Source organism: Sphingomonas sp. Root241 (assembly GCF_001428865.1).
GTDB lineage: Bacteria > Pseudomonadota > Alphaproteobacteria > Sphingomonadales > Sphingomonadaceae > Sphingomonas.
In genome coordinates this window covers 2,002,644-2,027,972 of the sequence record NZ_LMIV01000001.1, presented here as the reverse complement: position 1 = coordinate 2,027,972, position 25,329 = coordinate 2,002,644, and the positions used below count along the sequence as shown (strand labels likewise).

At 65.3% G+C, this 25,329-nt stretch carries 15 protein-coding genes; 10 read left to right on the top strand and 5 right to left on the bottom strand.

Going from position 1 to position 25,329, the window contains the following annotated elements; translation table 11 throughout:
* Window positions 1–4 precede the first annotated feature (4 nt).
* Window positions 5–2,785 (bottom strand): TonB-dependent receptor, encoded by a 2,781-nt coding sequence (locus ASE13_RS09385; protein WP_056613823.1) that lies wholly within the window; start codon window positions 2,783–2,785, stop codon window positions 5–7.
* A gap of 322 nt (window positions 2,786–3,107) precedes the next feature.
* Window positions 3,108–3,845 (bottom strand): GntR family transcriptional regulator, encoded by a 738-nt coding sequence (locus ASE13_RS09380; protein WP_056613820.1) that lies wholly within the window; start codon window positions 3,843–3,845, stop codon window positions 3,108–3,110.
* A 252-nt stretch (window positions 3,846–4,097) separates the two neighbouring features.
* Here ASE13_RS09380 and ASE13_RS09375 point away from each other — a divergent pair, with 252 nt between their 5' ends.
* From ASE13_RS09375 to trxB, 6 genes are all read left to right on the top strand, one after another.
* Window positions 4,098–6,428, top strand: coding sequence for a beta-N-acetylhexosaminidase (locus ASE13_RS09375; protein ID WP_056613817.1), 2,331 nt, complete (start codon window positions 4,098–4,100; stop codon window positions 6,426–6,428).
* Window positions 6,425–9,013: a beta-mannosidase gene (locus ASE13_RS09370; protein ID WP_056613814.1), complete on the top strand. Its 2,589-nt coding sequence runs from the start codon at window positions 6,425–6,427 to the stop codon at window positions 9,011–9,013. Before ASE13_RS09375 ends, ASE13_RS09370 begins: the two co-directional genes overlap by 4 nt.
* Entirely contained in the window at window positions 9,013–11,574 is a 2,562-nt protein-coding gene (locus ASE13_RS09365) for a glycoside hydrolase family 3 C-terminal domain-containing protein (RefSeq protein WP_056613809.1), read from the top strand. Before ASE13_RS09370 ends, ASE13_RS09365 begins: the two co-directional genes overlap by 1 nt.
* A gap of 35 nt (window positions 11,575–11,609) precedes the next feature.
* Window positions 11,610–13,520, top strand: a complete 1,911-nt coding sequence (locus ASE13_RS09360) for an alpha-L-fucosidase (RefSeq protein WP_056613807.1) — start codon at window positions 11,610–11,612, stop codon at window positions 13,518–13,520.
* A gap of 711 nt (window positions 13,521–14,231) precedes the next feature.
* Window positions 14,232–17,213, top strand: a complete 2,982-nt coding sequence (locus ASE13_RS09355) for a TonB-dependent receptor domain-containing protein (protein ID WP_082596504.1) — start codon at window positions 14,232–14,234, stop codon at window positions 17,211–17,213.
* Between the two features lie 191 nt (window positions 17,214–17,404).
* A complete protein-coding gene (gene trxB / locus ASE13_RS09350) occupies window positions 17,405–18,376 on the top strand; it encodes a thioredoxin-disulfide reductase (protein WP_082596502.1) in 972 nt (323 codons plus the stop codon).
* 1 nt (window position 18,377) lies between these two features.
* Here the strand turns inward: trxB and ASE13_RS09345 are convergent, their stop codons facing one another.
* The 3 genes from ASE13_RS09345 to ASE13_RS09335 are packed head-to-tail and all read right to left on the bottom strand — an operon-like array spanning window position 18,378 to window position 20,133.
* Window positions 18,378–19,172, bottom strand: a complete 795-nt coding sequence (locus tag ASE13_RS09345; RefSeq protein ID WP_056615040.1) for a hydrolase 1, exosortase A system-associated — start codon at window positions 19,170–19,172, stop codon at window positions 18,378–18,380.
* Window positions 19,160–19,900 (bottom strand): hypothetical protein, encoded by a 741-nt coding sequence (locus ASE13_RS09340; protein WP_056613800.1) that lies wholly within the window; start codon window positions 19,898–19,900, stop codon window positions 19,160–19,162. The genes ASE13_RS09345 and ASE13_RS09340 overlap by 13 nt, the downstream gene beginning before the upstream one ends.
* The gene (locus tag ASE13_RS09335; RefSeq protein WP_414885305.1) at window positions 19,897–20,133 is read right to left on the bottom strand and encodes a phosphopantetheine-binding protein; all 237 of its coding nucleotides are present in this window, start codon (window positions 20,131–20,133) and stop codon (window positions 19,897–19,899) included. The genes ASE13_RS09340 and ASE13_RS09335 overlap by 4 nt, the downstream gene beginning before the upstream one ends.
* Before the next feature lie 111 nt (window positions 20,134–20,244).
* Here ASE13_RS09335 and ASE13_RS09330 point away from each other — a divergent pair, with 111 nt between their 5' ends.
* The 4 genes from ASE13_RS09330 (at window position 20,245) to ASE13_RS09315 (ending at window position 25,328) form a co-directional block, all read left to right on the top strand.
* On the top strand, window positions 20,245–21,741 hold the full coding sequence (locus ASE13_RS09330; protein ID WP_056615037.1) for an acyl-CoA ligase (AMP-forming), exosortase A system-associated: 1,497 nt from the start codon (window positions 20,245–20,247) through the stop codon (window positions 21,739–21,741).
* 118 nt (window positions 21,742–21,859) lie between these two features.
* Entirely contained in the window at window positions 21,860–23,062 is a 1,203-nt protein-coding gene (locus ASE13_RS09325; protein WP_082596501.1) for a pyridoxal-dependent decarboxylase, exosortase A system-associated, read from the top strand.
* Window positions 23,063–23,162: 100 nt separating this feature from the next.
* On the top strand, window positions 23,163–23,804 hold the full coding sequence (locus ASE13_RS09320) for an XrtA/PEP-CTERM system exopolysaccharide export protein (RefSeq protein WP_056613793.1): 642 nt from the start codon (window positions 23,163–23,165) through the stop codon (window positions 23,802–23,804).
* Window positions 23,805–23,816: 12 nt separating this feature from the next.
* Window positions 23,817–25,328: an XrtA system polysaccharide chain length determinant gene (locus ASE13_RS09315; RefSeq protein WP_056613790.1), complete on the top strand. Its 1,512-nt coding sequence runs from the start codon at window positions 23,817–23,819 to the stop codon at window positions 25,326–25,328.
* Window position 25,329 lies beyond the last annotated feature (1 nt).

Below are 25,329 nucleotides of genomic sequence, written 5' to 3'. Positions count from 1 at the left end.
CGCGCTACATGCGGAACGACAGGCTGCCCACCAAGGTACGCCCGTTCTTGTAGAAGGCCGAGGGACGATCGGGCGTGCCGCTATATTGCAGATAGGTCTCGTCGAGCAGGTTCTGCGCCTGGACGCTGATCGTGACGTTGTCGGTCAGCTTGAACGCGGCCGAAGCATCGAGCTGATTGTACGGCGCGACCATTTCCTGCGAGCCGAGGCGCCCGATCGTGCGGAAATAGGAAGAGCGATAGCTGTAGCTCAGCCGGGCCTGGAACGGCCCCTTCTCGAAATAGGGAATGATGTTGACGGTGTGCTTCGAGAGATAGGGGAGGTTGAGGATCTCGGTCGTGTCGAGCGTCGTCGAGGTGCTGCTGTCCTGATAGGCATAGTTAGCCTGGATGCCGAACCCGCCCCAGATCTCCGCCTGGCCGTGGACGAGCACGCCGTTGACCTTCGCCTTGCCGCCATTGACCGGCTGCGACACGCTGTACCGGTTTTCGAGCTGGCCGGTCAGCGAGTTGTAGAGCGTGACGCCTTCGCGGCGGGTGTTGACGATGTAGTTGGAAATCTCGCGGCGATAGAGTTCCAGCGAAAGCAGCGCGCCGGGTGCCGGATAATATTCCGCCGTGACTTCGAAGTTGGTCGATTCATATGGCTTCAGATTGGGATTGCCGCCGCCCGCATCGTAGGTGACGTCGTTCTGCGTGATCGACGCCGCCAGATCCTGATAGCGCGGCCGGGAGATCACCTTGGCCGCCGCGCCGCGGAAGATCAGCTTCGGGCTGACTTCATAAGCGACGTTGAACGCCGGTAGGAACTTCAGATAATCGTTCGCGGTGCTGGTCGGCACCGGGCGCGGATTGGGATCGGCCAGCGTCGGCAGCGCCAGCGCATATTGCGACACATTCTTGGTATAGACGAGCCGGCCGCCGATATTGCCGCGCAGCCCGCCGCTCTCGAAGTTGAACTGGACGTAGCTCGCCGCAACCGTCTCCTTCACGCGGGTCGAGGCGCCCACCTTGTCCACGAGCGGCGAATTGATCGCATCGGCGAGGATATCGATGACCGATTGCTCGGGCAGGTTCAGATATTGCGTCGCGCTGCCGCTGCCGCCCGTGCCGCTGAAGACACCATCGGGGGTCACCAGCGTGTCGACGCCGAGCTCCGAGCCGAGCAGCGACTGCTGGAGATAGCTGTTCACGCCGCGCGCATCGACGCGGTTGATATGATGGGTGAAGCGGCCGCCGATCTGCATCTGGGTGAAGAACCCGCCGACCGGAACCGTCGCGTCGAAGCCGGCGAACACGTCGCTGTCGGTGGTGACGCTGTAATCGAGGCCGCCGATCTGCGCGGCATTCAGCGGCGCCCCGTTCACGATCACCGGGTTGCCCTCGATCGTCGCGGGATTGTTGTTCGGGTTGGTGAAATAATTGGCCGGATTGGTGAGGTCGCCGACGAAATTCACATCCGCCGTGGTCGGGCTGATCGAATAGCTGAACGGCAGCCGGGTCTGGACGTTGAAGAGATATTCGGGGTTCCGCCCGCCGGTCGCCTTGCTCCAGCCGCTGGCGAAGGACAATTTGGCGCCGTCCTCGCCTTCCCAGTCGGCGAAGAAGTTGAGATTGTCGGTCTTTAGCTTGGTATGGCGAACGAGCGTGTCGAGCTGCGCGCTCTGGCCGGTGGCGGCGCCGAAACTGGCATCGGTCACCACGCCGTTCGAGATGGTGGCAGATTGGAGTACGTCGCCGGTCCACGCGCCGGGGATCGTGTACATCGACTGGCTGTAATTGTTGTAATTGCCTTCGATGTGCGTGCCGTTGAGCGTGAGCGTCAGGTCGCTGGTCGGGCGCAGCTGCGCAGTGCCGGCGACGCTGACCCGTTCGCGCTTCTGCTGGAAATAGGCGTAGTTGATGCCGAACGGCGATGCCGCCTTGTCGAGATCGGCGAGCGATCCGCCGGTGATCACCGCGGCCGGATTCTTGAGCACGCGCTGGCCCGCGCCGTTCGTCGTCATGAAGGGGCTGCCGGAGCCATTGGCATTGTCGTAGCCGAAGAACTCGACGCCCGAGCGCACGAGATTCTGCTTGTCATAGGTGGCTGCGACGAGGACGCCGAACGTCTCCGCGTCGTTCTTCCAGCTGTAGAGGCCGGAGCCGCGGATGTTCCCCTTCTCGGCGCGATCATTGTACGAATAGCCGCCCGAAGCGAACACCGAATTGGCTTTCAGGTCGAGCGGTCGGCGCGTGCGGACGATAACGGTGCCGCCGAGGCTGCCTTCCTCGATCCGCGCCTCGGGCGACTTGTAGACTTCCAGCCGGTCGACCAATTCAGGCGCGAGCAGCGAATAGTTGAAGGTGCGGCTGCTGGGATCATTGTCGTTCCCGCCCCAATCGGCCGAGGCGAGGCCATGTCCGTCCAGCAACATGCGGTTGAGCGCGGGATCGGTGCCGAGGATCGCGACCTTCTCGCCCTCGCCGAAGCGGCGGTCGATCGAGACGCCGGGAATGTGCGACAGGGATTCGGCGACGTTGCGGTCGGGGAACTTGCCGATATCCTCGGAGGAGATGGCGTCCATCACGGCGTTCGCGTTGCGCTTGAGCTCGATCGACTGGCGAAGGCTGCTGGCGTAGCCGGTGACGACGATCTCCTCGCCGGCGACATCCGGGCCGGACTGGGCGGTGGTTTCGCTCGGCGTTGTCGTCGCGGGCGGCGTGGCGGGGGTCTGTTGGGCCTGGGCGCTCGCGGCGAAGCCGGTCAGGGCGGAGGTCAGGAGGATCGTCTGTCGCAAACGCATCACAATATTCCCCTTCAAAAACACGGACACCGACGCAGTGGATGTCCAAACCCCCGGCTGACGATCGCACCGGGCTTGCCGCTTCCTCACGATTCGGTTCGAGACCGAGGAGGCGTACCAATCGACATAACCAGTGCATACCAATTGAGCGATCGGTCGATCTTTCCACACGTCGCGATAAACGTGCTGTCCGTCGTGTTTTAGGAGGGATTTGCCGCTTGTGGCCTCGAAATGGGAGGAGCCGAGGCGGGCGGCTGGGCCGTAAAAGGTACGGATTCTGCGCGAATGGTATAGTACCAACTATCTGCGGGGTTCGGCAGCTCTAGATGTCGCTGAGCTCCGCGACGAAATCATAGGCGTCGCCGCGATAATAAGAGCGCGTGACCTCGGCGGGGCGACCGTCGCGCAGGAAGGCGCGCCGCTCGATCAGCAGGCCGGGGTGGCCGGGATCGACGCCCAGCATCCGGGCATGCTCGCCGCCGAAGGGCACCGCCCGGAGCCGCTGCAGCGCGCGCACCGGGCGATTGCCGGCCTTTTCGAGCGCGCCGTACAGCGAATCCTGCACCACATCGACCGATGCGAGGCAGTAACCGGCGATGGTCGAGAATTCGAGCGCCATCGGCTCGTCATCGGCATAGCGGATGCGCGCGAAGCGCAGCACCGGGGCGCCGGGCGAGAGCCCCAGCATCATCGCCTCCTCGGGATTCACCGTGCCGGGCGCGCGGGAGATCCAGCTGCTGCTGGCCTTGCGGCCGCGTGCCGCCATGTCTTCGGTGAACGATGAGAGCTTGGAGAAGCTTTTTTCGACGCGGCCAGTGACGAACGTGCCCGCGCCGCGACGCCGCGTAAGCAAACCTTCCTCCACCAACCCCACGATCGCCTTGCGCACGGTGATGCGCGCCACTTCATACTCGACGGCAAGGTCGCGTTCCGGAGGGATCGCATCGCCCGGAGTGAGGATTTCGGAGCTGATCGCGTCGCGAATGAGCTGCTGGAGCTGGAGGTAGAGCGGCGATGGATTATCTGCTCGGAAACGCCCGATCTGATCCGAGAATGCCATCAAATACTCCCCCAGCGCGCCCCTCGCGCTGTCACCCTTTGGTTGGCTACAACGCTATCGCAACACGCCCGATCGGGCAATGGGATGGTTATGGATTCATATTGGTATCAATCACTCAGCCTGCAGGACGCGGATTACTCCTGGCCTCCTCCGGCTGCAGGAGCGCAGGGCTGAACGCGGCTATTGTGCCGCAGGACCTATATTGGTTACATCCCCGGATCGCGTCCTCGGGACGTCAACGGGAGTAGATCGATGCGGGTTCTCGGGGTGCTGCGGCTACGCCATGTCGGTTGGGCGGCGTTGCTGTGCGGTTCCTCGGTATTGGCGCAGTCCGCCGATCCGCTCCCGCTGACGCCGCTCCCGCAATCGATTGTGCACGGGACCGGCAGCATCACGATAGGGGACGGTGCGACGATCGCGGTGGTGCGGGGCGACCCCGGCGCGGCGGCGGCGGCGCGCGTGCTGACGGCGCATGTGAAGGTCGAGCGTGGGCTCAGGCTGACGAACCGGGAGGGCGAGGGCGCGATCACCCTGATCCGCGACGCATCAATAAAAGGGGACGAGGCCTATCGCCTAGTAGTGAGCGCCGGGGGCATCCGCGTCAGCGCTTCGGGTGATCGCGGGCTGCTCTACGGCGCGATGACGGTGGCGCAGTTGCTCAGTCCCGATCGCGCATTCGGCAAGCCGGTCAAGGTGCCGGCGGTGACGATCGAGGATGCGCCGCGCTTTGGCTGGCGCGGGCTGATGCTGGATCCGGTGCGTCACTTTCAGCCGATCGAATCGATCTACGCCGTGGTCGATCAGATGACGTCGGTGAAGCTCAACACGCTGCATCTGCACCTCACCGACGATCAGGGCTGGCGCTTCGAGGTCAAGCGCTATCCCAAGCTCACCGAAATCGGCGGCTGGCGCACCCCGCCGTCGACCGGCAACGCGCCGGGCCCCAAGGTCGGCGGCTTCTACACGCAGGAGCAATTGAAGGCGCTGGTCGCCTATGCCGCCGAACGCGGCATCACGATCGTCCCTGAGATCGACTTGCCCGGCCACGCTCAGGCGCTCGTCGCCGCCTATCCCGAATTCGGGGTGTTTGGTGACCGGCCCGAAGTATCGCACGATTGGGGCGTGAATCCCTATCTGTTCGATCCAGGACCCAAGGGTGTGGCCTTCGTCAAGGAAGTGCTGGACGAAGTAATGGCGGTGTTCCCCGGCACCTATATTCATCTCGGCGGGGACGAGGCGGTCAAGGATCAGTGGGAGCGCTCGCCACGGGTTCAGGCACAGATCAAGGCACTTAAGCTCAAGGACGAAAACCAGCTGCAGAGCTGGATGATCGACGAATTCGGCACCTATCTGGCGAGCAAGGGGCGGCGACTGATCGGCTGGGATGAGATTCTCGAGGGCGGGCTGCCCCCCTCGGCTTCGATCATGTCGTGGCGCGGCGAAAAGGGCGCGGTCGAGGCCGCCAACCAGAATCACGACGTGGTGCTGACTCCGGCGCCGACCCTGTATCTCGACAGCCTGCAGAGCGATCGCAGCGACGAGCCGCCGGGGCGGCTCTCGATCCAGACGCTCGCCGACGTCTATAGATACGAGCCGATGCCGGCGGGCATCGACGCCGAAAAGGCGAAGCATGTGCTCGGCGCGCAGGGCAATGCGTGGAGCGAATATCTGGCGACGCCGTACCAAGTGCAGCACATGCTCTTTCCGCGCGCCGCGGCGATTGCCGAGATCACCTGGTCGGCCAAGGAGAAGCGCGATTTCCCGAGTTTCCTCACCCGGCTCGATCCGCAGATCCAGCGCTGGCGCCGATCGGGAGTGGAGGTCGCCGACAGCGCCTTTGCGGTAGGTTTCCAGCTTCGGGGCACGCGGGGCGACGCACTGCGTGCCAATCGGGCAAGCGTCGCGCTGGCGACGCAGGCGCCCTATGGCACCATCCGCTACACGCTCGATGGCAAAGTCCCGACGGCCAAATCGCCGGTGTACAAGGCACCTTTGTCGCTGAAGCCGGGCGTGGCGATTCAGGCTGCTGCATTCGACGCCGCGGGAAATTCGACCGCCCGGCCGCGCATCTTCGACACCAGCCGCGCTGCATTGCTCACCAGGACCAGCTCGGAGCTGATCGCCTGCCCGCGCGGCGCGTTCGGGCTGCGTGTGCCGCTGACGTCGGAATCGACCGAGAATGCGCCCGTGTTCAACGTCAATCTGTTCGACACGTGCAGCGCCTATCCGGCGGCTCCGCTCGACGTGGCGAAGAGCTTCACGATCGACATTGCGCGGCTGGCGCGGCATTACGGGCTTGCGCACGAAGCCAGGGCGCTGCGCTCGCATTTCAACGTGACCACTTATGGTGAGTTGGTGATCTCCGCGCGCTGCATCGCCGCGGCCAAGGACAAGACGGTAAAGCCGATCGTCGTCGCCAGCTTCCCGCTGCCCGATCCGAAAACCGCGCCGACGCGGTTCAGCTTCTCGGGTAGCTTGCCGGCGATGGCGGGGGACGAGGATCTGTGCTTCCAATTCACTTCGCCGCTCTCGGATCCCTTTTACGCGGTCGAGCGGGCAACGCTGAGTGAGGCTGCGAAGTGAAGGCACGCGCACTTGCGTTGCTGCCCGCGCTCCTCGCGAGCGTGTGTGCCTGGGCGGCGCCACGCGAGACGGTTTCGCTCGACGGGGCCTGGGAAGTGCGGATCGATCCTCCCGACGACGCGGCGAAGGCGCACCCGAAAGAGGCAAAGTGGTTCCCCGCGCGCGTGCCGGGGAGCGTCCAGCAGGATCTGATCGCCGCGGGGCGCGTGCCGGATCCGTTCAAGGGGATCAACGAAGCGCCGATCCAATGGGCGGGGCTCACCAGCTGGCAGTTCCGGCGGGTGATCGAAGTGACCCCGGCGATGCCGGCGCGCGACCACGTCGAACTGGTGTTCGACGGGCTCGACACCTTCGCAAGCGTATCGCTGAACGGCAAGCAATTGCTCGCCACCGACAACGCCCATCGCCGGTGGCGTGTCGACGCCAAGGCAGCATTGAAGCCCGGCCGCAACGAACTGATCGTGCGCATCGCCTCGCCGATCGGCACGCTACAGCCGATGGTGCTGGCCGAGCCCAACCCGCTGCCGGGCGAATATGATTCGGCGTTCGGCGACGAGCCCAAGGGCAAGCAGACTTCGCCGTATATCCGCAAACCCAAATACCAGTATAGCTGGGATTGGGGGCCGCGACTGGTCAATATCGGCCTGTGGCGGCCGGTGCGGATCGAGGCCTGGGACGAAGCTCGGATCGATGGCTTCCGCGTCGATCAGGAAGCGCTCAACGATGCCGAGGCGCGGCTGGTCGCGCGCTGGCGGATCATTGCCAGCGCTCCCGCCAAGGTGACACTGCGCGCGCGTGTTACCGGACCGAACGGCAGGCAGGTCGAGGTCAGCCGCATCGCCGCCCTTGTCGCCGGCGAGAATTGGGTCAGTGCACCGCTGACGGTGGCCAACCCGCAACGCTGGTGGCCGGCGGGCTATGGCGCGCAGCCGCTCTACGATGTCGAGGCGACCCTCGACACCAACGGCACAATCGAAGATCGCGTGACCCAGCGGATCGGCCTGCGCACCACCGAATTCATCCGAAAAGATGGTAGCTTCGGTTTCCGGATCAACGGTGTGCCGATCTTCGCCAAGGGCGCGAACCTGATCCCGTTCGACAATTTTCCGTCGCGGGTGGGCGAGCCGCAGATGCGCCGGATCCTGACCAGCGCCCGCGATGCCAACATGAACATGATCCGCGTCTGGGGCGGCGGCTATTATCTCGACGACGCCTTCTACCGGATGGCGGACGAAATGGGGCTGATGATCTGGCAGGACTTCATGTTCGGCGGATCGATCACTCCGCCCGATGCGGCCTTCCGCGAGAATGTGCGGGTGGAAGCTGAGGAGCAGGTCGAGCGGCTCCAGCCGCATCCGTCGCTTGTCGCCTGGTCGGGCGGCAACGAGGTGCTGTCGGGCTGGGAGAACTGGTCCGATCGCAAGGCGTTCAAGAGGCAGATCGGCGCCGATGCGCAGGAACGGATCGGCACGGGCATGGCGGTTATATTCGATCGGGTGCTGCGCGAGGCAGTGACCAAAAACGCGCCGGGCACGCCTTATTGGCCTGGTTCGCCTTCGAGCGACTATGACGGGCCGACCGACACCGACAAGGACGGCGACCGGCATTTCTGGGACGTGTGGTCGGGATCCAAGCCCGTCGAGCGGTATCTCGATTCGTGCCCGCGCTTCATGTCCGAATATGGCTTCCAGGCGATGCCCGATCTGTCGACGATCCGCGGCTTCGCGGGCAAGGGCCCGCTCGCGATCGACAGCCCGGTGCTCAAGGCGCACCAGAAGTTCCTCGCGGGCGAGGGCAATGTGCGGCTCCAGCTCTATCTCGACCAAAGGCTGCGCAAGCCTAAGGACTTCGCCGATCTCGTCTATCTGACCCAGGTCAACCAAGCGCAGGCGATCGACATGGCGGCACGGCATCACCGCGGATGCCGTCCGGTGACTCTGGGCTCGCTCTACTGGCAGCTCAACGATACGTGGCCGGCGATCTCGTGGGCGAGTGTGGATTACGATGGCCAGTGGAAACTGCTCCATTATGCCGCGCGCCGCTTCTTCGCGCCGCAGGCGATCGTCGCCGAGCACAAAGACGGCCTCACACGCGTCGCGCTCGTGTCCGATGCGACGACGCCGCTTGCCGCGGAATGGCGTATCCGTGCGTTCGACATGGCCGGCAAGCCGCTAGGCACGAAAGGCGCGGTGGTCACGCTCGAGCCGCTGAGGGCGCAGGAGGTGGCGAGCATCGCCGATGCGGAGTTGTTCGCCGGCGTCGACGCCAATGCTAGCTTCGCAGTCGCGGAGTTGCTGGTCGACGGGCGCCGCGTCTCGCGCACGATCGTCGAGCGCGCGCTGCCCAAGGACATGGTCTATCCGGCACCAGTGCTAACCACGCGTTGGGAGGGTAAGCGCGTAACAATCACCGCGGGGTCGCTTGCCCGCGCCGTGATGCTCGACTTCGGCGATCTGGCGGCACAGCCGAGTGACGACGGCTTCGACTTGCTCGCCGGCGAGAGCGTGACGATCGACGTGCGCTCCGATGCTTCCGCCGCAGCGCTCAAACGCACGGTCACGCTCCGCACCTTGGGACCCCAGTGATGATCCTCCCGTTCCTACTGGCCGGCGCCGAGCCTGATCCCGACGCGGTGGCCAAAGCGATCGCCGCGATGACGGTCGAGGAAAAGACGGCACAGCTCCAGAGTACTGCGCCTGCCGACTCCGAGGCCAAAATTCCGGCCTATGATTGGTGGAACGAGGGGCTGCACGGCCTCGCGCGCAACGGTTACGCCACCGTCTTCCCGCAGGCGATCGGGCTGGCTGCAACCTGGGATACCGCGCTGATGCAGCGCGTCGGCGATGTCGTGGCGACCGAGGCGCGAGCGAAGTTCAACGCGCGGCCGATTGGTGCCGACCGGCGGATTTACGAGGGGCTGACGATCTGGTCGCCCAACATCAACATCTTCCGCGATCCGCGCTGGGGGCGGGGGCAGGAGACTTATGGCGAAGACCCTTATCTGACGGGGCATCTCGGCGTCGCCTTCATCCAGGGGCTGCAGGGTCCCGACCCGGCGCATCCCAAGGTGATCGCTACCCCCAAGCATTTCGCAGTGCATAGCGGCCCCGAGGCGGGGCGCGATGGGTTCGATGTCGATCCGAGCCCGCAGGATCTGGAATCGACCTATCTCCCCGCGTTCCGGCTGGCAGTGACCGAAGGCAAAGCGCGCTCGGTGATGTGCGCGTATAATTCGATCCACGGTGTGCCGGTCTGTGCGCTGCCGTCGCTGATGATCGATCGGCTGCGCAGCGATTGGGGGTTTCGCGGCTTGACGGTCTCGGATTGCGATGCCGTCGCCAACATCCATCTATTCCACCATTACCGGCTCGACGGCGCGGCGGCGGCAGCGGCGGCGCTCAGGGGCGGCAACGACCTCAATTGCGGATCGGCTTATGCCGCGCTCCCGCAGGCAGTGAAGCGCGGGTTGGTGACCGAGGCGGAGATCGACACCGCGTTGACTCGCGCGCTTTCGGCCCGGCAGGCGCTCGGCACCTTGTTCGGCGCTGAAAACCCGTGGAACCGGATCGCGCCGAACGAAATCGGCACACCCGCGCACCGGGCGTTGGCGCTCGAGGCGGCGCGAAAGACGATCGTGCTGCTCAAGAACGATGTCGGCCGGCTTCCGCTCGCCAAGGGCAGTCGCATAGCAGTGATCGGCGCCGATGCGGACGATCTGAACGTGCTGGAGGCCAATTACCACGGCACCGCCCGGGATCCGGTGACGCCGCTGGAAGGCATCCGCCGTCAATTCGGTGCTGCTAATGTGCGTTATGCCCAGGGATCGATATTGGCCGACGGCGCACCGGTGGTGGTACCCGAGACGGCATTCATGGCGGATGGCAAGCCGGGACTGAAGGCGGAGTATTTCGCAGGCCCCATTGTGACGGGCGCACCCGCGGCCGTGCGGCGGGATCGCCGGATCGATTTCAACTATACCCGCGCGGCGCCTTTGCCCGAACTCGACGCTAAGGGCTTTGCGGTCCGCTGGACGGGCGAGCTCGTGCCGCCCGGCCCTGGCCGCTACACGCTGGCGATCGACATCCCAGCCTGCTGGAAGGATTGCACCAGGCACGATGCCGTGCGGCTGTGGATCGACGGCAAGCCGCTCCATCAGGGCCCGCTCGGTAAGGCGCGGATCGAAGTTCCCCTGGCGAGTGACGGGCGGCGCCACAGCTTCCGTCTCGAGCTCGATCACTACGGCGAGGACGAAGGCATCAGGCTGCTCTGGCTTCCCCCGGTCGAACCGCTGCTCGAGCAGGCCGTCGCGGCGGCACGGGATTCGGACGTGGTGGTCGCTGTGCTCGGCCTTTCGCCCGATCTCGAGGGCGAAGCGCTGCAGGTGAGCGTGCCGGGCTTCGTCGGCGGCGATCGGACGGATATCGCATTGCCGCCGGCGCAGCAGCGTCTGCTTCAGGCGCTGCGCGACACCGGCAAGCCGGTCGTGCTGGTGCTGACCAGCGGCAGCGCGGTGGCCGTGGATCCGGCGATGGCCGACACGATCCTTGCCGCCTGGTATCCAGGCGAGGCGGGCGGCACTGCGATTGCGGAAACGCTGGCTGGGCTCAACAACCCGTCAGGGCGCCTGCCGGTCACCTTCTACAAAACCACTTCAGACCTGCCGGCCTTTGTCGATTACGGGATGAAGGAGCGCACCTATCGCTTCTTCACCGGTACACCGCTCTGGGGTTTCGGCCACGGGCTGAGCTATACCAATTTCGCTTATGCCGGGCTGGAGGCCAAGGGCGCGGGTACGGCCGCGCCGGTCGAGATCCAAGTGACGGTGCGCAACAGCGGTGCGCGTGCGGGCGAGGAGGTCGTGCAGGCCTATCTGGTGCCACCGGCGGAGAAAGGGACGACGTTCACCGCACCAGTGCTCCAGCGCCAGCTGGTCGGATTCCGCCGTGTGGCCCTTGCTCCGGGCAAGACGCGGACGGTCCGTTTCTCCCTCGATCCGCGCAGCATCAGCACGGTCGCGCGCGACGGAACGCGCCGCGTGGTGCCCGGCGCTTATCGACTCTGGGTGGGCGGCGGCCAGCCCGGCGATGCGCCCGGCCAATGGACCGACTTCACACTGAGTGGGGATGCGCTGGAACTGCCGAAATAGGGCACTGGACGAAACACGATACGAAGAGGATCCGCATGATCGAGCTTTCCCGTCGCAGCCTGATCGCCACCAGCCTGGCGGCGAGCGCGGTCCCCGCATCGGCGCGTGCCGGCGCGGCGCCAAAGCCCTATGGCGTCGTACCGAGCCCCCGGCAGTGGCGGTGGCACGGCCGCGAGCAATATGCCTTCGTCCATTTCTCGATCAACACCTTCACCGACAAGGAATGGGGCTTTGGCGACGAAGACCCCAAGCTGTTCGACCCCAAGGATTTCGACGCGGACCAGATCGTCGCCGCCGCCAAGGCGGGCGGGCTCAAGGGACTGATCCTCACCGCCAAGCATCATGACGGCTTCTGCCTTTGGCCGACCGCGCGCACCGAGCATTGCATCCGCAACAGCCCGTACAAGGGCGGCAAGGGCGATATCGTGCGCGAGATGGCGGATGCCTGCCGCCGCGCGAAGCTGCCCTTCGGCGTCTACCTCTCGCCCTGGGACCGCAACCATGCCGAATATGGCCGCCCGGCCTATGTCGAATATTTCCGCGCCCAGCTGACCGAATTGTGCACGCGCTATGGCGAATTGTTCGAGGTCTGGTTCGACGGCGCCAATGGCGGCGACGGCTATTATGGCGGCGCGCGCGAGGCGCGGAAGATCGATGCGCCGCGTTACTATGACTGGCCTTCGATCGTCGCTTTGGTCCACAAGCTCCAGCCCGATGCCTGCACCTTCGATCCGCTCGGTGCCGATATCCGATGGGTGGGCAATGAGGACGGAATCGCGGGCGATCCGTGCTGGCCGACCATGCCGAACAAGCCCTATGACCAAAAAGAAGGCAATTCCGGGGTGCGCGGCGGCGCGATCTGGTGGCCCGCGGAGACCGACGTGTCGATCCGCCCGGGCTGGTTCTACCACGCCGACGAGGATTCGAAGGTGAAGGGCCCCGAGCGGCTGATCCGGCTGTACGACGAGTCCGTGGGGCGGGGGACCAACCTCAACCTCAACATCCCTCCCGATCGCCGCGGCCGGATCCCCGATCAGGACGTCAAGATCCTCAAGTCCTTCGGCGATGCGATCCGCGCGACCTTCGCGCGCGATCTGGCGCAGGGGGCAGTCGCGCATGCCAGCCACAGCCGCGGCCCGGGCTTCGAGCCGGCGCGCGTGCTCGACGGCAACCGCGAGAGCTATTGGGCGGCGCCTGACGGCGTGACCAGCCCGACGCTGACGCTCGATCTGAAGCCGGGCACGCGCTTCGACGTGATCCGCCTGCGCGAATATCTGCCGCTGGGCGTCCGCGTGACGCGCTTCGCAGTGGATGCAGAGATCGACGGCAGCTGGCACACGCTTGCGGAGCATGAATGCATTTCCGCCCAGCGCGTCATCCGGCTCGGCGCGCCGATCGCACCGCGCCGCGTGCGGTTGCGCATTGTCGAGGCACCGGCTGGCCCGGCGATCAGCGAATTCGCGTTGTTCCGGGCGGTCGCACCGGTGCCGGTGCCGACGATCGTCTCGACCGATCCCAGCGTTCTCGACGTGACCAAATGGACGATCGTATCTGCCAGTGCGCCCGGCGCGGAGAAGCTGCTCGACAATGAGGCGGCGAGCATCTGGGTCCAGCCGAGCCCGACACCGGGAACACCGGCCCGCGTGACCGTCGATCTGGGCGCGGATACGCTTCTGGCGGGGTTCAGCCTCACACCCTCGCGCCAGGTGATGACGGATGCGGCACCGCCCAAAGGTTATATCGCTGAAACGAGTCGCGATGGAACCAATTGGGAACCTGGCGCCAATGGCGAATTCTCGAATATCGCTTATGCGCTCTCCACGCAGCGGATCGCCTTCACCAAGGTTCGATCCGCGCGCTTCCTGCGATTGACCTTTTCCGAACCGGCGGTGCCGGCTGCGCGGCTGGCGATAGCCGGCATAGGCGGGTTCATCGCCACGCGTTGATTTCCTGTGCGAATGCGGTTTGCGAAGGTGGCTTCGAGATATCGAACCGCCTATCGGCTGCGTGCGCGGCCGATCCGCCCCACTGGCGCCTAGGCCGTATCGATATTCAACAAACTGACTCCCCTCCCTGCAAGGGAGGGGCAGGGGGTGGGTGCGAGCGTAGCGAGCCCATCGAACGGCTCGGAAGAGAAGGAAAGACCGGGCATCGAGCCCGGCTTTCCTTACCCACCCCTAGCCCCCTCCCTAAAAGGGAGGGGAAGAGTTGAATGTCGAGACGCCCAATAACGCTTTGGTATGCTTGTTTCGTTGAACGATAGCACCAAAGCGCATTTTTGGTATTGAAATACTCTTTCATATATGACAACTTCATTGCGTTACCGGCGCGTGTGTACAACGACGCCGGTCGCACCCGGGGCGGCCGGAGGGCGCGCCCAATTGTCAGGGGTCGTGCCAATGAAGACGCCTCGTCGCGGCGCAATCACCCAAGGCTCGGGAAAGCCACGGTGGCTGCGGCACGGTCTGCGCCGGCGCCTGATCGATACGTTCGAATTTGGCTGCAAGCGGCTGGAACAAAGGCTTCGTGCCCCATGGTTGGCGCCGAAAACGGCGTGCCGTGGGGAGGCGACGCGTATCGACAACGGATCAACATAAAGGGGTCACCGGATGTCACGTTTGAATCGATTGTTACTGAGCACGACCTGCTTCGCGGGCATGTTCGCGGTGCCCGCGATGGCGCAGGAAACCACACCCGCCAGCACCGCGACCGCACAGGACGAGGGTGCCGGCGAGGCCGGAACCGGTGACATCGTCGTCACCGGCAGCCGCATCACGCGTCCCAACATGACGGCCGCGGCGCCGATCACGTCGGTCACGTCCGAATCGATCCGCGCCCAGGCGGCAGTGAATATCGAGGAAGTGCTCAACCGCATTCCGCAGATCGCGCCCGACAGCCAGCAGAATTATCAGGATTCGGACGGCCGCCAGCGCGTCAAGCTGCGCAATCTCGGCTTCGAGCGCACGCTGACCCTGATCGATGGCAAGCGCGTCGGCACGATGAACGGCGTCGACGTCAACATGATCCCGACCGCGCTGATCCAGCGCGTCGACGTGCTGACCGGCGGCGCTTCGGCGGTGTACGGGTCGGACGCAGTCGCCGGTGTCGTCAACTTCATCATGAAGAACGACTTCGAGGGCATCCAGCTCAACGCGAACTACAATTTCTACGCCCATGACAATCAGCCGGGCCTCATTTCGCAGGTTGCCAGCCAATACGGCTTCGGGCAGCCCAGCCACGGCCTCGCAGTCGATGGCGGTCGTATCGACCTGTCGTTGACCGCGGGCACCAAGCTGTTCGACGACCGCTTCCGCGTCTCCGGCTATGTCAATTATCGCAAGGGCGAGCTCGTGCCTAACGAGGCACGCGAGACCGCCGGTTGCCAGCTGGTGGAGAACGTCAAGGACGGCCCGCTGAGCTGCTCGACTTCGACCTACAGCTATCATGGTTACGTGTCGCCGCGCACCGGCGCCAACAACGGCAACCAATATGTCAACAATCCGGACGGCAGCCGTACCTTCGTTCCGTTTTCGGACGCGGTCGCGGCCAATCCCTATAGCGACTATTCCTTCCAGCGCGGCAACGAGCGCTGGAATGCCGGCGGCTTCGCATCGTTCGAGATATCCGACGCGGCGGAGCTCTATGCCAGCGGCATGTGGTTCCGCGACAAGTCGGCCAACGGCTTCCCCGCGCGCATCTACAGCTACACTGCCTTCGGTTCGGCGCCCTACCAGGTGAACTGCAACAATCCGTTTCTCTCCGCCTCGCAGGCGCAGGTGGTCTGCGGCGCGCAGGCGGGGACCAGCGCCATGGTGCCGATCGAGCTGCGCTATCGCTTCAGCGGCGTGCCGGACCTCGAGGATCGCTATCTGAACGAAGGACTGCGCATCACCGGCGGCGTCCGCGGCGATTTCGCCGAGGGCTGGAGCTACGATGTCGGCGGCGTCTATGCGCGCAACCAGCAGGACTGGAGCTGGTCGTTTCCGTCCGTCGATCGCGTCAACAATGCGCTGAACGTCGTCAACGTCGGCGGCGTGCCGACCTGCGTCACGGGTGCGGCCGATGGCTGCCTCCCACTCGATCCGTTCAGCTCGCGCTCGACCGTCAACAATACGGCGGTGTTCGATTATCTGGTCCGTGACAGCTACGGCAGCCAGACGACGGTCAACAAGCTCTACAACGTCCTCGCGACGGTGCAGGGCGACCTCGGCACCTATGGCATCAAGAGCCCCTGGGCGGAGCAGGGCGTGGCGATCGCGTTCGGCGCGGAATTCCGCGAAGACCAGCTCGAGGGCACTGCCGACCAGCTGTGGCGCGACAATATGGGTGGGACCGATCAGAGCCTGTCGCAGCATGTCTGGGAAGGCAATGTCGAGCTCCAGGTGCCGATCGCGCAGCACAAGCCGTTCGCCGACCTGCTGCAGTTCAACGGCGCCTATCGCCTCTCGAAGTACAGCAGCAATCCGAACAAGTTCTCGACCTGGAAGGCGGAGGCGCTGTGGGCACCGATCCCGGATATCACCTTCCGCGGCTCGATCAACCGCGCCCAGCGCGCCCCGACCGTGGTCGAGGCGTATCAGGGCAGCAATATCAGCTACGACCGCATCACGACCGCGTATAACGACATCTGCGCGCCGACCCGCGTGGGGACCACGACCGATCCGAATACGGGCCAGCAGGTTCCGGTCTATGGCGCTCCCCAGGCGTCGCAGGCAGTGTGCGCTGCTACGGGACTGGCCGCCAACCTCTACGGCAGCCCCACGCTGTTGTGCCCGACCGATGTCGGCTGCACGGTGCGCCGCGGCGGCTTCACCGTCGATCCGGAAACAGCCTATACCAAGACCTTCGGCGTCGTGCTGCGGCCGCGGTTCCTGCCCGGCCTGACGCTTTCGGCCGACCGCTTCATGATCGATCTGAACGATTCGATCGGCTATAACGACTACGACTATTTCTCGAACGGGTGCCTTGCCACCGGCAACGACTTCTTCTGCCGGATGTTCGTGCGCAATGCCAATGGCACGCTCTACAGCGCGCCGGCCGGCAATCCGTCCACCGGCTATCTCCGGGGCGGCACGACCAACTACTATAAGAGCAAGTCGCATGGCTGGGACTTCCAGGGCCAGTACGCGCTTCCGCTGGGCGGCGCGGGCCGGCTCGACTTCGACTTCATGGGCTCGCTGACCACCCTCGCGGGCGGGCAGGATTCGCCGATCCTGCCGAAGTATAATTGCGCCGGCTATTATGGCGGCGGCTGCGGCCAGTTGATCCCGAAATGGACCCATGCGCTCCGCACCACCTACACCACTGCCGACCAGTTCTTCAGCGCTTCGGTGAACTGGCGCCATCTGGGTCCGCTCACCAATGTGACGAACTCGGGCGATCCGGCGCTCGGCTGGACCGCGGCGGGCGAGCGGGCGACCTTCTACCGGATCGACCCCTATGACTATATCGACCTGGCGCTCAGCTTCCGGGTGAACAAGGCCTATTCGTTCCGGATCTCGGCGAACAATTTGTTCGACAAGACGCCGCCGATCCTGCCGAATTCGTACAATTACGGCCTGTCGCGCAGCAACACGCTATCGGCGCGGTACGATTCGCTTGGTCGCCAGATCGCAGTGGGCGCGACACTCAACTTCTAACCCGGACTCTCGAACCCCAGGGGTCTCCCCGATGGGCCCACCCTTTCCCCCGGGGTGGGCCCTTTTTTTATCGAGGGGACAGGCTTCACTCGTCCACAGATTTGATTTGTCGGCGGGCGGCGGTGCGCAACCCATGTTGCGTCGGGCGATGCCCAACCCCTAGATGCGGCAACGCTGATTCTGGATACGACATGACCGCTACCCATTCGACTCGCATGCTCATCCTCGGCTCTGGCCCGGCCGGACTCTCCGCCGCCATCTATGGCGCGCGCGCCGGGCTTTCACCGATCGTGGTGCAGGGTATCCAGCCCGGCGGCCAGCTGATGACCACCACCGATGTCGAGAATTATCCCGGCTTCCGCGAAGTGATCCAGGGGCCGTGGCTGATGGAGGAGATGCAGGCACAGGCCGAGCATGTCGGTGCGCAGATGCTGTGGGACACGATCGTCGAGGTCGACGTCAGCCAGCGGCCGTTCCGGATGGTGGGCGATAGCGGCACGGTCTATGTCGGCGACACGCTGGTGATCGCCACCGGGGCGCAGGCCAAGTGGCTCGGGCTCGATTCGGAGGAGCTTCTGAAGGGCAAGGGCGTCAGCGCCTGCGCGACCTGCGACGGCTTCTTCTTCCGCGGCAAGAAAGTCGCGGTGATCGGCGGCGGCAACACAGCGGTCGAGGAGGCGCTTTACCTCACCAACCACAGCCACGACGTGACGCTGATCCATCGCCGCGATTCACTGCGGGCGGAGAAGATTCTGCAGAAGCGGCTGTTCGCGAACGAAAAGATCACCACGCTGTGGAACAAGAAGGTCGAGCGCTTCATCGACGGCGGCGGTATTGCCGGGCTGGTCGGCATCGAATTGAAGGACATGGTGACCGGCGAGGTCTCGACGCTCGAAGTGGACGGCGGCTTCGTCGCGATCGGGCATCATCCCGCGACCGAGCTGTTTCGCGGGCACATCGCGCTCGACGATGACGGCTATATCACCGTCGAAAAAGGCACGACGCGGACCAACGTCCCCGGCGTGTTCGCGTGCGGTGACGTGATGGACAAGCACTACCGCCAGGCGATCACCGCGGCGGGCACGGGGTGCATGGCCGCGCTGGATGCCGAGCGTTTCCTCGCCGAGGCCGATTTCGAGCAGGTCGCCGAAGCAGCGGAGTGATCTAGGACAGGTTCTTCAGAATTTGTTCGAAGAGCCATTGTTTATCCGCCGCCGAGGCGAAGCTGTGGCTGGCGGTGTCCAGATTTTCGATCGCGCCCTTGGCGCGGGCAGCTTCGAAAACGGGACCGGCCCAGGCGTTGCGGAAGGCGATCGCAGTGTTGTCACCCTTTGCCAGCAGGATGGTGACGGGGATGCGGGTCTCCCCGAGTGCGGCTGCCAACCGGGCGGCGAGGCTGCCCTCTTGCTGAGATTGACCGCGAGAAGCCTTGCGTAAGCCACTGACTAACTTTCGAATATCCACACCACCCCGCAGCAGGCGGATCCATTCGTGCGGATCGCGTAGCCGCTCGGCATAACGCGCTCGGATCGCGGCGGCGGGGGGGAGGTCGTCGGTCGCCTCGATCACCCAGGGATTGGCGAGGATCAGTGCGTCAATGCCGGCGCGGGCATGGAAGAAGGCGAGGGCGGTGGCCGCGTCGCAATTGCCGAACGCGACGATACGGTTGAGGTGGGGGGCGGCCTGGCGAAATGCGGCTGCGGCTGCGGCGATATCGTCCGCGCTGCTCTCAAAGCCATGATTTTCGCCGGTCGAATCGCCGATACCGCGGCGATCGAAGCGGAACACCGGATGGCCGGCTTCGGCGACGCGCTGGGCGAGCAACGCCATGCCGCGATGCGCGCCGATGCGGATCTCGTTGCCGCCCGAGACGATCAGCAGGCCGGTAGTGCCGGACGCCTCGTCGAGCGTCCCGAGCAGCATCTCGCCGGCGCAGGGGAATTCGATCAGCCTTCGCATGCGCGCACCCATGCGGCAATGTCGTCGGCGAGCAGTGCGGCCAGTGCAGGGTCGTTGTCAGGCTCGGCGCGGCGCCAGAGGGGGGCGCCGGGGACTTTTAGATCGGCGGGTTTGGGGTCGCTTTCGAGCCGAACGGTGCGGAGCGGAGTTTCCGCCGCGTCGTCGCTCGAGAATGGCTCCTTGACCATCAGGTCGGTGAGCAGGTCGGTCGAAACGAGATTTCCCGCGATTTCGACCGGCGGATCCTCGGCATCCTCGGGAAGGCTGCCGTCGAAAAACCAACAATCGCCAAGCTTTCGCGCCGCGCCGACCTCAGCCTGCTTGATGCGGGTGAGTTCGCGCAGCAGCTGCGGTCCGCCGACCGGTGCGAAATGCCAGCGGCCGAACATCAAGCCTAGGGCATCCAGCAATGCGCCGCTGCGGATCGAGGCTGCATAGCTCCGGCGCCCTTCCCGGTCGAAAACCTCGATGGCCGATCCATATGCGTCCTGGATCTGGAGGATCGAGAGCGCGTGTAGCGGCACGAGGCTCTCGCCTTGGCCGGGCAGGTCGAGAAGCGCGCTGGCAATGCCTCTTTCGGCGAGCGCGCGCAGGATCGTGACGACGAACGCCCGGGTGCGGTTCGCCTCCTCGAACAGCGGAAGCGCCGCGACTACGACCGGGCCGGTGTCGGGGCCGAAGCGAAGCATCGCCTCGCGGCCGCCGGCCCAGTCGTAATGATCGATCAACCGAGCGCCTTGTCAGCGGCGAAGCGCGTGAGGGCGCCGAAACTCTCGAGCATTTCGCCGTCGACTTCGTCGTCCTCGATCAGGATGCCGAGGCGATCCTCGATCTCGGTGAGCACGCCCGCCACCGCGAGCGAATCGAGTTCGGGGAGCGCGCCGAACAAGGGCGTGTCCTCGTGGAATGCGCGGGCGCGCTCTTCGCTCAACCCCAGCACGTCGCGCAGCACCCCGCGCACGGCGTTTTCAACCTCTGCGAACCCTTCGCGCTGCAATGCATATCCCCTGCAAGCGATTTTTCGTCTCCGTAAGGCTTGGCGGGTGCGCTGCCAAGGCTAAGGTCGGTGATGATGATAACCCTCGATCCCGTTCCGAAACCGATCGACATGCTGCCGCTGCGCGGTGTGGCGGATGCGGTGGCTCTGGAAGATCGGGCGGGGACGCTGTCCTTTCGAGAGTTGGAAACGACAGTGGGCGGCATCGCGCACTGGCTGGCGGGGCAGGGGTTCGCGGCGAACGAACGGGTCGCAACCTGGCTGCCCAAGACGCGCACGGCTTGCCTGATGCCGCTCGCCGCCCCGCGCGCGGGACTGGTGCATGTACCCGTCAATCCGGTGCTCAAGCGCGCGCAGGTGGCGTATATCCTCGCCGATAGCGGCGCGCGGGTGCTGGTGACGCAAGCGGCGCGGATCGCGGCACTGGAGCCGGGTGACGTGCCCGATGGCTGCACGATCGTTACCGAGGAGGAACTCGCCTCCGGCGACGTGCTGCCGCCTTCGCGCGCCGATACCGATGCGCTGGCGGCAATCCTCTACACCTCCGGGTCGACCGGCCGGCCCAAGGGCGTGATGCTAAGCCATGCCAATTTATGGCTCGGTGCCATCAGTGTGGCGCATTATCTTCAGATCAGGTCTGAGGATCGCGTGCTCGGCGTGCTGCCGCTGAGCTTCGATTATGGCCAGAACCAGCTCTTCTCGACCTGGGCCGCGGGGGGGCGGGTGATTCCGCTCGATTATCTTACCGCGCGCGATGTGGTGAAGGCGGTAGAGCGTCATGACGTCACCAGCCTGGCCGGGGTACCGCCGCTCTGGGTGCAATTGCTGGAGGCGGAATGGCCGGTGGAGACCGCCGCGCGGCTGAAGCGGTTGACCAATTCGGGCGGCGCGCTGACGCCGCGACTGGTGCGGGGGCTGCGCAAGCGCTTTCCGAACGCATATCTCTATCCGATGTACGGGCTGACCGAGGCGTTCCGATCGACCTTTCTAGACCCGGCGCTGGTCGATGCGCATCCCGAGTCGATCGGGCGAGCGATCCCCTTCGCGGAGATACTGGTGGTGCGGCCCGACGGCAGCCGCGCGGCGCCGGGCGAGCCGGGCGAGCTGGTCCATGCCGGGCCGTTGGTGGCGCAGGGCTATTGGCAGGATGCGGAGCGCACCGCGCAACGCTTCCGTCCGGCGCCCGAATTCGCCACAAGCGGAGGCATGGCGGTGTGGTCGGGGGACACGGTGGTGGAGGATGCGGACGGATTGCTCCGTTTCGTCGGACGCGACGACGAGATGATCAAGAGCGCGGGCAACCGGATCAGCCCCACCGAGATCGAGGACGCAGTGCTGAGCGGCGGCGAAGTGACCGAAGCGGCGGCGTTCGGGGTGCCGGACGAGCGGCTGGGGCAGGCGATCGTGGTGGTGGCGCGGGGTGACGGCAGCCGCGAGGATGCGCTGCGCGAACGGCTGCGGCGGGAGTTGCCGAGCTTCATGCAGCCGGCGCGCTATGACTGGCGGTCGGAATTGCCGCGCAATGCCAATGGCAAGCTGGACCGGACGGCGCTGAAGGCGGCCTTGGGATGAGACTGGCCATTTTCCTCTTCGTCATTCCCGCGAAGGCGGGAATCCAGAGTCACAAAGGGCATGGTTCTATTGCTCTGGATCCCCGCCCGCGCGGGGATGACGGTAAAGGGATGGGTGGATGACCGTTCAGCCCAAGCCCTTCGGCCCGATCCCGCCCGAATTCAGGAACCTCGACGCGCTGCCGTGGCTCGATGAGACGGCGCCGGCCTATGTCTATGACTTTTCCATCGTCGCGGCGCGGGTCGCGCGGTTACGGACGGCGCTGCCGGCGGGCGTCGCCGTGCATTATGCGATCAAGGCCAATCCCATGCCTGCTTTGCTCAAAGCGATCGCGCCTTTGGTTGACGGGCTCGATGTCGCCTCCGCAGGGGAAATGGATCGCGCGCTCGACGTCATGGCGGCGAATGCGATCAGCTTTGCCGGGCCGGGCAAGCGCGATGCCGAAATCGAGCTGGCGATCCGGTCGGGAGTGACGCTCAACGTCGAGTCCGAGAGTGAGGGACAGCGCGCGCTGGCGATCGGGGGGATGCTGGGGATGCGCCCCAAGCTCGCGGTGCGGGTGAACCCCGATTTCGAGCTGCGCGGATCGGGCATGAAGATGGGGGGGCGCGCCTCGCCCTTCGGCGTCGAGGCGCAGCATGTCGCGGGGCTGGTCAAGCGGCTGATTATCGGGGGCGCCGAGTGGCGGGGCTTGCACATCTTCGCCGGATCGCAGTCGCTCGACACGCAGGCAGTGATCGAGACGCAGGCAGCGACGGTGGCGCTGGCGGCGCGGATCGCCCAGGAGGCGCATCGCGCGCCGCCTTTGGTCAATCTGGGGGGCGGGTTCGGCATTCCCTATTTTCCCGGCGATGTTGCGCTCGACGTCGAGGCGATCGGCGCGGCACTGGCGGACGAGCTCGACAAGCTCGATACGCAGTATGCGATTGAACTGGGGCGCTGGCTGGTCGGCGAAGCAGGTGTATATCTCGCGCGGGTGGTCGACCGGAAGGTGAGCCAGGGGGAAACCTTCCTGATCGTCGACGGCGGGCTCAACCATCATCTCGCCGCGACGGGCAATTTCGGCACCGTCGTCCGCCGGAATTATCCGGTCGCGGTAGCGCATCGGATGCAGGATCCCGCCGAGGAGACTGTGACGATCGTCGGGCCCTTGTGCACCCCGCTCGACCGGCTGGCCGATCGGGTGGCGCTGCCCACAGCCGCAGTGGGTGACGTCATCGCGATTTTCGCGTCCGGAGCCTATGGCGCCACTGCCAGCCCTTCGGCGTTTCTTGGTCATCCGCCCGTGCGCGAAGTGTTGATCGGGGCGAACCACGCCTAACGCTATCTTTACCTCTGAAGACCATAGCTTGCCCTGATCCAGGCGGGGGAGCGGCCGAGACGTTGGCCGTGTTCGACCCTGCCGGGGAGGGAGCTCGAGCATGTTTTTCAAGTCGTTTGGCAGGGTTTTGGCGGGACTTGGCGTCACTGCCGTTTTGCTGTCCGGATGTTCCGGGGGCAGCCGTCCCGAATTGCCGCCCGCGGGTGCCGTCGCAGGACGCGAGGCGCCGAGCGAAGAATATGTCATCGGCCCGATGGATCAGCTCAACGTGTTCGTGTGGCGCAATCCCGAGCTTTCGGCGAAGGTCCAGGTGCGCCCCGATGGCCGTATCACGACGCCGCTGATCAGCGACATGCCCGCCGTGGGCAAGACCCCGGCGATGCTCGCCGATGACCTGAAATATGCGCTGGGCGAATATATCAAGGACCCGATCGTTTCGGTGATCGTCGAGAATTTCTCGGGCACCTATAGCCAGCAGGTCCGCGTCGTCGGCGCGACCGAGAAGCCGGCATCGATCCCGTATCGCGCCAACATGACCGCGCTCGACGCGATGATCGCCGTCGGGGGCTTGAGCGAATTTGCCTCGGGCAATCGCGCGCGGCTGGTCCGCTACGACCAGCAGACCGGGAAGCAGCGCGAGTACAAGATCCGCCTCGGCGATCTGCTCAAGAATGGGGATATCTCGGCGAACGTCCGCCTCGAACCGGGCGATGTGCTGATCATCCCCGAGAGCATGTTCTGAGGATCGCGGAACATGGGTAATCTTTTCGACGAACTGCGCGCGGCGCTGCACGCGGTATGGATGCGGCGCTGGCTTGCGCTCGCGATCGCCTGGGGGCTGTGCCTGGCAGGGTGGCTGGTCGTGTCGCAGATGCCGAGCAGCTATGAATCGCGGGCGCGGATATTCGTCCAGCTCCGCCAGATCCTGCCGACCGACGGCGGCGCTTCGGCTGCCGCGCAGCAGCGCGACATCGATCGGGTCCGGCAGACGCTGACCTCGGCGGTCAATCTCGACAAGGTCGTGCGCGGTACCGACATCGCAAAAACGGTGTCGACCGACCGCGACGTCGCCGATCGGATCGCCGGGCTGCAAAAGGCGATCAAGCTCACTGCGCAGCAGGATAATCTGTTCGAGATCAGCGTCACTGCGCCGAGCGGCAAGATGGCACAGCAGATCACGCAGAAGCTGATCGACATCTTCGTCGAGGAGAATCTCGCCGACGGTCGCGACGCCAGCGGGCAATCGCTGCGCTTCCTCGATCAGCAGCTCGACGTGCGCCAGAAGGCGCTGCAGGAGGCCGAGGCCAAGAAGGCCGATTTCGCGGCGCGGTATCTCGGTTCGCTGCCGGGCACCGGTTCGCTCAACGATCGCATCGGCGCCGCGCGCACCCAGCTATCGCAGATCGAGTCGGACCTCGCGGCGGCGCAGAGTGGCCTCAGCGCAGTTAACGGCCAGATGGCGGGAACGCCGATGAACGTCGCGGGCCAGGGCGCCCCGGTCACCGGGCCGGCGCGTGCGCGGCTCCAGGCGATCCAGGGCCAACTCGCCGAAGGCCGCAGCCGCGGCTGGACCGACAGCCATCCGGACATGATCGCGCTCAACAACCAGCTTGCCGCGGCGCAGGCGGCGGCGCGCGCCGAACCGGCCGTGGGTGGCGCGGCGGGCGCCAACAACCCGCTCTATCTGAGCCTCAAATCGATGCAGGCTGACAAGGCCGCGACCGTCGCCGCGCTCACCCAGCGCAAGAGCCAGATCGAAGGTGATCTCGCCCAGTTCGAGGCCAAGATGGCCGGGGCTCCCGCTCTCGCTGCCGAGCAGGGCCAGATCGACCGCGAATATCAGGTCCTCAAGGACCAGTATGACAAATTGCTCTCGGATCGCGAGCAGGTACGCATCCGCAGCCAGGCGCAGACCGAGACCGACGCAGTGAAGTTCAACGTCGTCGATCCGCCGACACTGCCGCGCGCACCGACCGCGCCGAACCGTCCGCTGTTGCTCACCGGAGTGCTTATCCTCGGCCTTGGCGCAGGCGTTGCCGGAGCATTCGGGCTGGCGCAGCTGACCACGACCTTCTCCACCGCTTCCCGACTGGAGAAAGCGAGCGGGATGCCGGTGATCGGGTCGATCGCCGAAGTGGTCACCGCAGCGCAGATCGAGATGCGTCGCAGGAGGCTGATGATATTCGCTGGCGCCACCGCGGGGCTGGTCGTCGCGTTCGTCGGGCTGCTCGGCGTCGAATTCCTCCAGCGCGGCATGGGGGCCTGAG

Bases quoted from the DNA above. Each gene is read 5' to 3' on its own strand.
- ASE13_RS09385 (WP_056613823.1), bottom strand. From the start codon at position 2,785: ATGCGTTTGCGACAGACGATCCTCCTGACCTCCGCCCTGACCGGCTTC.
- ASE13_RS09380 (WP_056613820.1), bottom strand. From the start codon at position 3,845: ATGGCATTCTCGGATCAGATCGGGCGTTTCCGAGCAGATAATCCATCG.
- ASE13_RS09375 (WP_056613817.1), top strand. From the start codon at position 4,098: ATGCGGGTTCTCGGGGTGCTGCGGCTACGCCATGTCGGTTGGGCGGCG.
- ASE13_RS09365 (WP_056613809.1), top strand. From the start codon at position 9,013: ATGATCCTCCCGTTCCTACTGGCCGGCGCCGAGCCTGATCCCGACGCG.
- ASE13_RS09360 (WP_056613807.1), top strand. From the start codon at position 11,610: ATGATCGAGCTTTCCCGTCGCAGCCTGATCGCCACCAGCCTGGCGGCG.
- ASE13_RS09355 (WP_082596504.1), top strand. From the start codon at position 14,232: ATGTTCGCGGTGCCCGCGATGGCGCAGGAAACCACACCCGCCAGCACC.
- trxB (WP_082596502.1), top strand. From the start codon at position 17,405: ATGACCGCTACCCATTCGACTCGCATGCTCATCCTCGGCTCTGGCCCG.
- ASE13_RS09345 (WP_056615040.1), bottom strand. From the start codon at position 19,172: ATGCGAAGGCTGATCGAATTCCCCTGCGCCGGCGAGATGCTGCTCGGG.
- ASE13_RS09330 (WP_056615037.1), top strand. From the start codon at position 20,245: ATGATAACCCTCGATCCCGTTCCGAAACCGATCGACATGCTGCCGCTG.
- ASE13_RS09325 (WP_082596501.1), top strand. From the start codon at position 21,860: ATGACCGTTCAGCCCAAGCCCTTCGGCCCGATCCCGCCCGAATTCAGG.
- ASE13_RS09320 (WP_056613793.1), top strand. From the start codon at position 23,163: ATGTTTTTCAAGTCGTTTGGCAGGGTTTTGGCGGGACTTGGCGTCACT.
- ASE13_RS09315 (WP_056613790.1), top strand. From the start codon at position 23,817: ATGGGTAATCTTTTCGACGAACTGCGCGCGGCGCTGCACGCGGTATGG.